This window comes from Actinotalea ferrariae, from assembly GCF_019733465.1.
Lineage (GTDB): Bacteria > Actinomycetota > Actinomycetes > Actinomycetales > Cellulomonadaceae > Actinotalea > Actinotalea ferrariae_A.
Genome location: NZ_JACVQL010000182.1, coordinates 1 through 8,031, shown reverse-complemented (window position 1 = coordinate 8,031; position 8,031 = coordinate 1). Strand labels below are relative to the sequence as shown.

The window sequence follows — 8,031 nt, the reverse complement described above, 5'->3', positions numbered from 1 at the left end:
GGCGCAGGTCCCGCGTGCCTGGGCCGGTCCAGGACCGGCGCACCCGGGCGGTGGCACGGCGCCGTGGGCCCCGACGACCTCGGCGCCGCGCCGCTCGGCGTCCCGGTTCGCGCACCTGCGCTCACGCCTCGAGCTGCCGCTCGTCAAGCGCGCGACCGGGCTGCTCGACGGCCGCCACCGCTCGATCCTCCAGGGCCACGGCCAGGACTTCGACGACCTGTCGCTCTACAGCCCGGGCGACGACGTCGGCGACATCGACTGGAAGTCGAGCGCGCGCGCCGGCATCCCGGTCATCCGCCGGTTCGTCCGGCAGAGCAACCTGAGCCTCGTCCTCGCGATCGACACCGGGCGCACGATGGCCGCGACGGCCGCGGGCGGCGAGACGAAGGGCGCCGTCGCACTCGACGCCGCGACCCTGGTCGCCTACCTCGCGCGCGACCGGGGCGACCGGGTGGCGCTCGTCGCGGCCGACTCGGGTCGCATGACGCAGCTGCCGCCGCGCGCCGGCACGGCCCACCTCGAGCTCCTGCTGCGCTCGGTCGAGCGCGCGTTCGAGGTGGAAGCACCGCCGTCCGACGTCGGGCGGCTGCTCACGCGCGTCGGTGCGCTCACGCGGCGCTCGCTCGTCGTGCTCGTCACGGACGAGGCGAACCCTGCCCCGGAGCACCACGACGCGCTCAAGACGGTCTGCCTGCACCACGAGGTGCTCGTCATCGCGGTCGCCGACGCCGACCCGTTCCAGCCCGCGCCCGGGGCGACGCGCGACGTCGCGGACGGCTGGGCCGTGCCCGCCTGGCTGCAGGGGCGGCGCGACGTCGCCCAGGCGGTCGCGGCGGCGCGCGCGGAGCGGTCGGCGCGACGCGCGACGGCGCTGCGCCGGCTCCAGGTGCACGACGTCGTCGTCGGCAGCACCGAGGACGTCGTGCCCGCGCTCATCTCCCTCCTCGACAGGAGCCACCGTGCCCGTCGATGAGCTCAACGACCCGGTCCTGTACTCGTGGTGGGTGCCCGTCCTGGGCGTGCTGCTCGTGGCGCTCGCCATCGGGTACGTCGTCTGGGCAGTGCGGTACACGCGACGCCGGCCCGAGCACGACGCGCCGCCGCCCGCGCCGCCCCAGCGCCGGCTCGGCCCCTACGACGACCCCTACGCGTCCGTGCGCCCCGTCTACCTCGCCAAGGTCGACGCGGTCGAGGCGCGCTTCGCGGCGGGTGAGCTCGACGCGCGCGCGCTGCACCTCGAGCTCAGCGCCGTGGTCCGCGAGTTCGGGTCGGTGCGGCGCGGCGTCGACACCCGCGTCCTGACGCTGAGCGACCTGCGCCGGGTGGACGGCACGCGCCGCCTCGCGAACCTCATCGAGACGTACTACCGGCCCGCCTTCGCGCGGTCGGGCGCGCTCGGCGCCTCGACCGAGCAGGCGATCGCCGGCGCGCGGCGGGTGATCAGCCAGTGGTGACGTCGACGCAGTGGGGCATGGTCTGGCCGTGGGCGCTCGCCGCGGTGCTGCTCGCCGTCGCGGCGGTGGCGTTCTTCGCGTGGCGCACGCGCCGTGAGGACCGGGCGGCGGCGCGCTGGGTGGCCCACACCGAGGGCCTCGAGGAGCTGCCCGAGGTCCGCCGTGCGCTGCGCGAGTACACCGTGCTGCGGGGCGCGACCGCGGGCGCGCTCGTGCTCGCCGTCGTCGGCGCCGCCGCGCTCGTCGCACGGCCCGTCGACCGCGAGACGCGGACGGACACGTTCGGCACGCGGGACATCGTGCTGTGCCTCGACGTCTCCGGGTCGATGGTGCCGTTCGACTCCGAGATCGTCTCGACGTTCCGCAAGCTCGTCGAGGGCTTCGACGGCGAGCGGATCGGCCTGTCCGTCTTCAACTCGACGTCGCGCACGGTCTTCCCGCTGACGGACGACTACGCGCTCGTCCTCGAGGAGCTCGAGATCGCGGAGCAGGCGCTGCGCTTCGACATCGAGGCGTTCGACCCGCTCGACCCGCTGACGTGGGAGGGCCTGGACCCGCTGCTCGAGTTCGTCGCGGGCACGGAGGGCGTGCCCGCGCAGGCGTCGCTCATCGGCGACGGCCTCGCGAGCTGCGCGCTGCTGTTCGACGAGCAGGCGACCGACCGCTCCCGCTCGATCATCCTCGCGACCGACAACGACCCCTACGGCGAGCCGGTCTACACGCTGCCCCAGGCCGTCGAGGTGGTCACCGAGCGCGACGTCACGCTCTACGGCCTGTACGGGGGCGACGAGATGCTCCGCGGCTCGCCGCAGAACGAGGAGTTCACGACGGCGATCGAGGAGGCCGGCGGCATGTCGTGGTTCGCCGAGGACACCGGCGCCGTCGCCGAGGTGATCCGCGACGTCACCGAGGAGCAGGCGGTCGCGCTCGACGCCGACCCGCAGCGCATCGTCACCGACCGGCCGCTGCCGTGGTTCGTGCTGCTGGTCGTCGGGCTGCTGCTGCTGCTCGTCCTGCGACGGCGGGTGGGCGGATGACGCTGCGACCCCTGATCCCCGTGTGGATCCTGCTGCTCGTGCTGCTGCCGGCGCTGGTCTTCGCCGTGCGCGAGGCGCTCCACGCGCGTGGCGGCGTGCGCCGCAGCTGGTTCGTGCGGGCCGGCGCGGTCGCGGCCGTGACCGCGATCGGGCTCGGGCCGTCGGTGCCGACGACGACGGACGAGCAGCTGGGCGTCGCCGTCGACGTCTTCTTCGTCGTGGACCGCACCGGCTCGATGGCGGCCGAGGACTGGTCCGACGAGCGCCTGCCGCGGCTGGACGGCATGCGGCACGACCTGCCGGGCCTCGTGGCGGCGGTCCCGGGCGCTCGGTACTCGATCATCGCGTGGGACAGCCAGGCGAGCCGCCAGCTCCCGCTCACCACGGACGCGCGCGCGGTGCGCTCGTGGGCGCAGACCGCGCGCCAGGAGATCACGGCCTTCTCGTCCGGGTCGCTCGTCGACCGGCCGCTCGAGCCGCTCCAGCGCGCGCTCGTCGGCGCGGCCGAGCGGGACCCGGGTCACGTGCGCCTCGTCTTCTTCCTGTCCGACGGCGAGCAGACCACCGACGGCGAGCCGGCGTCGTACGAGGCGGTCGCCGACCTCGTCGACGGTGGCGCGGTGCTGGGCTACGGCACGGCCGAGGGCGGTCCCATGCGCTCGTACGACGGCGCGCTCGAGCCCGACCCCGAGGCCCCGTACATCGTCGACGACGCGACCGGCGAGCAGGCCGTCTCGAGGATCGACGAGGCCGCGCTGCAGGCCGTGGCCGAGCAGCTCGGCGTCCCCTACGTGCACCGGACCGGCCCCGACGACGTCGCGGGCCTCGTCGAGGGTCTGGACCCGGAGGAGATCGCCTCCGACGGGCGGCGCGACACCGAGCTGTGGCAGGCCGTGACGTGGCCCCTCGCGCTCGTCGTGGCCGCGCTGCTCGGCGTCGAGGCCTGGACGACCGCCCGCGGGTGGGCCCCGCTGCGCCGCCGGAGGGCGTCATGACCACACCGCTCGAGCACCGTCGCCGCGTCCGCCGCCGCTGGCTCCTGTGGGCGACCCTGCCCGTCTGGCTGACGGTCCTCGTCCTCGGCCTGCACCTCGCGCTCATGAACGTGGTCGCCGCGGTCGCGCGCGGGCAGTACGCGGACGGGCAGATCGGCAGCGCCGCGCTCGGGTTCACGTGGCTCAAGAGCACGGACCCGGTCGAGCAGTGGAAGGCGCCGTTCGACCTGGGCACGACGTTCACCAAGGGCGAGGACGCCCAGCTCGGCAGCTTCTACCTCACCGACGCCCTCGAGCTCGCACCGCAGGACGACCCCGAGATCCAGTGCATGGTGCTCATCAACTACGCCATCGCGATGGAGCTGCTGGGCGACGAGGAGCTCGCCGAGGCGCAGACCCGCAACGACTGGGCCGACGAGGCGCAGGGCTACGTCGACCAGGGCCAGGCGTACCCGCCGGGCGTGCCGTGGGGGGACGCGACGCCCGAGGAGATCCGCGTCGAGGCGCAGGAGTACGCGGCGTGGGCCGAGCGCGACTACGCAGCCGCGCAGGAGGCCCGCGCGGCGTGCGAGCCCGAGGGGCAGGACCAGGAGCAGCAGCAGGAGAACTCCGAGTCCCAGGAGCGCCTCGAGGACAAGCAGCAGCAGGCGCAGGACGAGGAGCAGCCCGAGCAGCCCGAGGACCAGACGGGCCAGTCCGAGGAGGAGAAGCGCCAGCAGGAGCTGCTGGAGCGCAACGAGGAGGCGCAGGCCGAGGCCGAGCGTCAGCGCCAGGAGGAGCAGGGCGACCAGGGCGGTAGCGGCACCAAGAACTGGTGAGCCCCGCTGCTCGGGTCACCGAGGGGGTACGTCCCCCAGCATCTCGGCGAGCTCCACGAGCTGCTCGACGATCACAGGCCGCGCCGGCGTGTCCGGGAGCTCCTCGCGTCCGATGGCTGGGAGCTGCGCGACGAGCGCCGTGAGCTCCGCCAGGCACGCCGCCGGCATGTCCGCCAGGTCGAGCGCCCCGAGGTTGTTGTCGGACACGGTGCGGAGCTCGCTCACGAGCTCGGGGTCACGAGCGCGCGGGGCGAGGACGTCGAGCATCCAGGAGAAGACGGACGACGACGACGTCCAGGTGCGGCTGTCCGGCAGGAACACGACTCCGGCCATGGTCTCCCCTCGTCGTCCGGCCGGTCGACCCCGGCCGTCGCCTAGATCCGACCGTCGTCCGACGTCATGGTGCTGTTCCTGGCGAGCCGGGGCGCGAGCTCGGGCGACGACCACCAGCGGAACCAGTCGTACAGCACCACACTGCCCCCACGCCGCCGCATGACGACGCGATCCAGCTGGAACGTGAGGCACATCTCGGCGTCGAGCACCTCGCCCAGGCGAATCGCCGCAAGCCCCATCGCCGGGTATGCGGCGAGGTACGTGTCGTCACCCGTCGCCTTGTTGTCCACATGGAAGGTCACCCTGCAGGTCGCGGGCATGCCCAGCAGGTCGGAGTAGAGCTCGGCGGAGACAGGGCTCGTGAGCTCGGAGACGGCTGCGGAGAGCACATCCTCCGGGACGGCGAGCTCGGCCGTGGCTCGCACGACGGCGGTGCTCAGCTCGCTCCGGATCGCTGACGGGTCCCGCGTCGTCGCGATCGCCGTCGGGTAGTCGAGCACGTCGGGCTCAGGACTGGAAGGCGACCCGTTCGGGCCACTCACCGGTCCGCGACCACTCGCGGTACGCCTTCATGACGACGTACCGGGCGGCCGAGGGCTTGTCCTCGCGCCCGTCGACGCGCCAGCCGTCCACGTCGTCGACGGGGATGACGACCTCGCCCTCGGGGACGGCGGGGTCGACGCTGAAGGTGTAGCGGACCGTCGCGTCGTCGGTGTGCACCTTGCTGCCGTAGGCGACCGCCGCCATCAGCGTCCTCCACGTCTGTCGATGGCCGCCTGCCAGTTGGCGACGGAGTTGGCGTGAGCGTGGGCCTCGGCGTAGGAGGCACCGGGATGGCTGCGCATGTAGGCCGACTCGGCGATCTCGTGGCGGATCAGCAGGCGGTCCGCGGGCGTCGCATCGCCTGATCGGAGCCTGAGGAACGCCTCCGCCATGTCGGGGTTCGAGTCGAACCGTCCGCGGTACGGCGTCCCGTAGTCCGTGCCCAGCAGGTGCTCGTCCTCGAGGACGTGGCGCAGGGCCCGCCGGACGTCGTCCGGGTCGAGGTCGGGGTTGTTCCGGGCGATGTCCGCGGCCAGGTCGGCATCCGCTCGGAACGCGTCGTACGTGCGGTCGGCCCACTCCTCCGCGCGGATGTCGGACGCGGGTCGGGGCCGGTAGGCACCGCCGGTGTGCTGCATCGGCGGGGTGGGGCCGTCGGGTCCGGACGGGCTGTGCGTCGAGCCGGGGCGGGCACCGCGGAGGTTGTCGCCGAGGCTGCGGATGGCGGCCTTGAGCGCGTCGACGAGCTCACCGAGCGCACGCGCCGACGTGATGACACCCGTGACCTTCGAGCTGACGCGCGCGACCAGCGAGGAGACGCGCGTGGCCACCTGGGAGATCACCCACGGCGTCCCGAGGCCCACCGTGAACACGATCTGCGCGGCCCAGGAGATCGCGGCGCCCACGAGCTCGGCGAGCGCGTCGCGGACGAGGTCGTGGACGACCTGCACGATCGTCGAGCACGTCCGCAGGCCGTTCGCCACGGCGGTCGAGGAGCCGCCGATCGCGCGCATGTGCTCGGCGAAGTCGGACGCGTAGCGCGCGTAGGCCTCGATCCCCTGCCCGCGCATGCCCTCGAGGTCGGCCGCGACGAGGTGGTCGAGGTCGCCCGCCGCAGTGCCCATCTGGGTCGCGATGTTGTCCCAGGTGCCGGCGAACCCGAGCACGGCGCCGGCGTCACCGGTGAGGTCGTTGAGCCAGCCCTTGAGCGGCTCCACGTGCTCCATGAGCCAGCCGAGCCCGGCGGCGATGAGCTGGCCCAGCGGGTCCATCACGGCGGCCGCGGTGTCCAGCACGGTCGAGAGCCCCGACAGCCCGGCGGCGAGCCAGTCCTCGGACTCGATCGCCCGCGAGAGGTCGTACAGCGACTCGAGCAGCATCGTGCCGCCCAGCGCGGAGCTCGTGTCGACCGGGCCGGCGACCAGCGGGTTCGTGGTCACCCGAGCGCTCCGGCGATCGAGCCCATGCGGCCCCGGACGCCGTCGTCGGTCGTCCGGTAGTCGTTCGCCATCGCGACGACGCCGTCGGCCATCGCGTCGAGCGTGTCCCGCGCGGCGCCGATCGCCTGACCCGTCTCGACCTCGGCCGTGTTCACGTAGCCGGGGAGGAACGCGCAGAGGAGCCCGAAGGCGCCGTCGTGCAGGTCGACCTGGTTCGCCGCGTCCTGCGCGAGCGCGACCGCGTCGGTCACCATCGACAACCGCGAACCGTGCGCCAGCAGCACCTCGGTGTCGACCTCGAACTCGCTCACTCCACCCCCTGGGACACGACTGCCGCGACAGTAGCGGGGCGCGGCACCAAGCGGCCAGAGGTCGCCGTCGTACGGTCGGTGGAGGTCAGCAGGAGAAGTGGTGCGCATCCTGCGGCACGTCAGCCCCAGACCAGGCCCTGGCCGGGCTCCTCGAGCACCGCGGCGACGTCGGCCAGGAAGCGCGAGCCGAGCGCGCCGTCGACCAGGCGGTGGTCGAACGACAGCGCCAGCTGCGTGACGTGCCGGACCTTGATCTTGCCCTTGTGCACCCACGGCTGCTCGCGGATCGCGCCGAACGCCAGGATCGCGGACTCCCCCGGGTTGAGGATCGGGGTGCCGCTGTCGATCCCGAAGACGCCGACGTTCGTGATCGTGATGGTGCCGTCGCTCATGTCCGCCGGCTGCGTCTTCCCGGCCCGCGCCGTCGCGGTGAGCTCGGCGAGCGCGAGGGCGAGGTCGTGCAGGCTCAGGCGGTGCGCGTCCTTGATGTTGGGGACGATCAGCCCGCGCGGGGTCTGCGCCGCGATGCCGAGGTTGACGTAGTGCTTGTAGACGATCTCCTGCGACTCGTCGACCCAGGACGCGTTGATCTCCGGGTGCCGGCGCACGGCCAGCAGCAGCGCCTTCATCGCGACGAGCAGGGGCGTCACGCGCACGTCGGCGAACTCCCGGTCGGCGCGCAGGCGCTCGACGAGCCGCATCGTCTTGGTGACGTCGACGGTGTGGAACACCGACACGTGCGGCGCCGTGAACGCGCTCGACACCATCGCCTCGGCGGTCCGCTTGCGCACCGAGCGCACGGGCACGCGCGTGGCGCGGCCGTCGTCGGTCACGGTGCCCGACGCGAGCCACGGCTGGTCGTCGGCCGCGTACGTCGCGAGCGGCTTGACCTCGTTCGCCGTCGAGCGCGCGAGCACGTCCTCGCGCGTGACGATGCCGCCGGGGCCCGTGGCGCGCACGGTCGCGAGGTCGACGTTGAGGTCGCGCGCGAGCTTGCGGACCGGGGGCTTGGCGAGGATCTGACGCGGCTCCTCGCTGCGGCCGTCCGACGACGGCGCCCGCGTCGCCGGCGCCTCTGCGGGGCGCGGGGTGGTCGCGGGC

11 protein-coding genes are annotated in these 8,031 nt (G+C 73.6%); 5 read left to right on the top strand and 6 right to left on the bottom strand.

Going from position 1 to position 8,031, the window contains the following annotated elements:
- The 5 genes from ICW40_RS14355 to ICW40_RS14335 all read left to right on the top strand — a co-directional run.
- The coding region (locus ICW40_RS14355) for a DUF58 domain-containing protein (RefSeq protein ID WP_308121817.1) at positions 1-973 on the top strand (973 nt) is incomplete at its 5' end.
- Positions 960-1,454 (top strand): hypothetical protein, encoded by a 495-nt coding sequence (locus ICW40_RS14350; protein ID WP_221654703.1) that lies wholly within the window; start codon positions 960-962, stop codon positions 1,452-1,454. The genes ICW40_RS14355 and ICW40_RS14350, both read left to right, overlap by 14 nt.
- Positions 1,451-2,491 (top strand): VWA domain-containing protein, encoded by a 1,041-nt coding sequence (locus ICW40_RS14345; RefSeq protein WP_221654702.1) that lies wholly within the window; start codon positions 1,451-1,453, stop codon positions 2,489-2,491. The genes ICW40_RS14350 and ICW40_RS14345 overlap by 4 nt, the downstream gene beginning before the upstream one ends.
- Complete coding sequence (locus ICW40_RS14340; protein ID WP_221654701.1) at positions 2,488-3,486, top strand: VWA domain-containing protein; 999 nt, start codon at positions 2,488-2,490, stop codon at positions 3,484-3,486. Before ICW40_RS14345 ends, ICW40_RS14340 begins: the two co-directional genes overlap by 4 nt.
- Complete coding sequence (locus ICW40_RS14335; RefSeq protein ID WP_221654700.1) at positions 3,483-4,304, top strand: hypothetical protein; 822 nt, start codon at positions 3,483-3,485, stop codon at positions 4,302-4,304. Before ICW40_RS14340 ends, ICW40_RS14335 begins: the two co-directional genes overlap by 4 nt.
- 15 nt (positions 4,305-4,319) lie before the next feature.
- Here ICW40_RS14335 and ICW40_RS14330 read toward each other — a convergent pair whose 3' ends face one another.
- The 6 genes from ICW40_RS14330 to ICW40_RS14305 form a co-directional block, all read right to left on the bottom strand.
- A complete protein-coding gene (locus ICW40_RS14330; RefSeq protein WP_221654699.1) occupies positions 4,320-4,637 on the bottom strand; it encodes a hypothetical protein in 318 nt (105 codons plus the stop codon).
- Positions 4,638-4,678: 41 nt separating this feature from the next.
- Positions 4,679-5,137, bottom strand: a complete 459-nt coding sequence (locus ICW40_RS14325) for a SitI3 family protein (RefSeq protein ID WP_221654698.1) — start codon at positions 5,135-5,137, stop codon at positions 4,679-4,681.
- Between the two features lie 7 nt (positions 5,138-5,144).
- Positions 5,145-5,384, bottom strand: coding sequence for a hypothetical protein (locus ICW40_RS14320; protein WP_221654697.1), 240 nt, complete (start codon positions 5,382-5,384; stop codon positions 5,145-5,147).
- Positions 5,384-6,619: a hypothetical protein gene (locus tag ICW40_RS14315; RefSeq protein WP_221654696.1), complete on the bottom strand. Its 1,236-nt coding sequence runs from the start codon at positions 6,617-6,619 to the stop codon at positions 5,384-5,386. The genes ICW40_RS14320 and ICW40_RS14315 overlap by 1 nt, the downstream gene beginning before the upstream one ends.
- Positions 6,616-6,930: a type VII secretion target gene (locus ICW40_RS14310; protein ID WP_221654695.1), complete on the bottom strand. Its 315-nt coding sequence runs from the start codon at positions 6,928-6,930 to the stop codon at positions 6,616-6,618. The genes ICW40_RS14315 and ICW40_RS14310 overlap by 4 nt, the downstream gene beginning before the upstream one ends.
- A 119-nt stretch (positions 6,931-7,049) precedes the next feature.
- Positions 7,050-8,031 (bottom strand): dihydrolipoamide acetyltransferase family protein (locus ICW40_RS14305; RefSeq protein WP_221654694.1); only part of this gene is annotated, 982 nt, incomplete at its 5' end.

Bases quoted from the DNA above. Each gene is read 5' to 3' on its own strand.
- ICW40_RS14330 (WP_221654699.1), bottom strand. From the start codon at position 4,637: ATGGCCGGAGTCGTGTTCCTGCCGGACAGCCGCACCTGGACGTCGTCG.
- ICW40_RS14335 (WP_221654700.1), top strand. From the start codon at position 3,483: ATGACCACACCGCTCGAGCACCGTCGCCGCGTCCGCCGCCGCTGGCTC.
- ICW40_RS14320 (WP_221654697.1), bottom strand. From the start codon at position 5,384: ATGGCGGCGGTCGCCTACGGCAGCAAGGTGCACACCGACGACGCGACG.
- ICW40_RS14340 (WP_221654701.1), top strand. From the start codon at position 2,488: ATGACGCTGCGACCCCTGATCCCCGTGTGGATCCTGCTGCTCGTGCTG.